Origin of the sequence: Maribacter sp. TH_r10 (genome assembly GCF_033101095.1) — a bacterium.
Classification (GTDB): Bacteria; Bacteroidota; Bacteroidia; order Flavobacteriales; family Flavobacteriaceae; genus Maribacter_A; species Maribacter_A luteus.
In genome coordinates this window covers 1-872 of sequence record NZ_JAWMPY010000029.1, presented here as the reverse complement: position 1 = coordinate 872, position 872 = coordinate 1, and the positions used below count along the sequence as shown (strand labels likewise).

1 protein-coding gene is annotated in these 872 nt (G+C 30.6%); it reads left to right on the top strand.

Translation table 11 applies throughout. The features are described from left to right. The first annotated feature begins 20 nt into the window (after positions 1-20). Positions 21-524: a hypothetical protein gene (locus R3X28_RS19175; protein WP_317666493.1), complete on the top strand. Its 504-nt coding sequence runs from the start codon at positions 21-23 to the stop codon at positions 522-524. The last annotated feature ends 348 nt before the right edge of the window (positions 525-872 follow it).

Below are 872 nucleotides of genomic sequence, written 5' to 3'. Positions count from 1 at the left end.
GTGTAATTTGAGAAAACCGAATGCAAAGAACAGAAATCATAAATAAAACCAAGCTTTTTGAACTGATTGAATTTATTCTATCGGATTCTAAAACTGAATTTTATGAATCATATTCTGAAATGGAAAAAGAGTTAATTCGGATAAAAGATTTGACCGAATTTAAAGACTATTTCCAAAAGGGAATATCTGAAGGTAAAACTCAATTCGGATTTGGAATTTATAATCCTGAAACGAAAGGTAAGTTCTCAATTTCAAAAATGAAACTCAACCCGAAATACTGTAATGGAAAAACTTTCCGATATAGAATTGATGGTTGGGCGATAATTTTCATTCATCTGGACTTGCAAAATGACAAAAACAATATTGAATGCAATGTTTCTGTGAACTCAAAAACGAGAGCTGAAAATTGGAAAAGCACCAATCCCGAATTTGGAAATCCTGAATTGTGGGAATGGAAAATTATTGAAAGCAACGCAAGGAAAATCATAAGCCGTTTGAAAAAAAATACACAACAAAAAGTGTAATAATGTAAATCCTGAAAACTAATGCTGTGAATCGAAAAGATTTTAATCAACTAAGAGTACTTTTAGTCTTGAATACCGTTCTTCAAATTATCGTTTTCATCTATTTCGTAAACAACTTAGAAACTTTACTTCAAAATGGAGAGCGACCAATTTTCATGAACATAGTACCAATTTTTCACTTCGCTTTGTTCATTCTTTTCTTATGGTTTATTTGGAAAAGAACTGATTTTGAGAATGCAAAAAAGCACAGAAATACACATCTAGTTTTTTGGCTTGGTTTTTTGGGTATGTGGATTTGGATAATTGACAACAAAAAATTTATAAAATAAAACTACACACAACACCGTG

What these genes read in the sequence shown, in the direction of transcription:
- R3X28_RS19175 (WP_317666493.1), top strand. Translation starts at nt 21, where the DNA reads ATGCAAAGAACAGAAATCATAAATAAAACCAAGCTTTTTGAACTGATT.